1 pseudogene is annotated in these 449 nt (G+C 67.7%); it reads right to left on the bottom strand.

The features are described from left to right. A pseudogene (locus tag HX846_RS37140) lies at positions 1-449 on the bottom strand (thiol:disulfide interchange protein); the annotation flags it as partial.

The raw sequence follows: 449 nt of genomic DNA, 5'->3' as shown, positions 1-449 counted from the left end.
GCTGCCCCAGAGGCCCAGCACCAGCGAACCGGCACCGAACAGCATGGCGGTACGCCCGAAATCGCGGGCCAGGCGCCAGCCGCAGTAGGCCATGACCAGCGCCAGCACACCCCACAAGCCGAGCCACAGGGTTTCACCGACCACCGGGCGAATCATCAGCACGGCGGTGGCGAGAAACAGGAAGCCGAAGATGCCCTTGAGGATATTCATCCAGGTGCCAGGCTTGGGCAGGAAGCGGTTGCCCACGGTCACCAGCAGCAACAGTGGCACACCGATGCCGATGCCCATGGCAAACAGGATCAGGCCGCCGTGCAAGGCGTTGCCGCTTTGGGCGATGTACAGCAGCGCGCCGGCCAGGGGCGCGGTCATGCACGGGCCCACCAGCAAGCCGGACAGGGCGCCGAGCACGCCGGCGCCTACCAGGCTGCCGCCGCTTTGGTTGCGGCTGA

Origin of the sequence: Pseudomonas sp. K5002 (genome assembly GCF_013386655.1) — a bacterium.
Taxonomy (GTDB): domain Bacteria; phylum Pseudomonadota; class Gammaproteobacteria; order Pseudomonadales; family Pseudomonadaceae; genus Aquipseudomonas.
The sequence above is the reverse complement of the archived record's forward strand: the minus strand, read 5'-3'. Positions and strand labels throughout refer to the sequence as shown.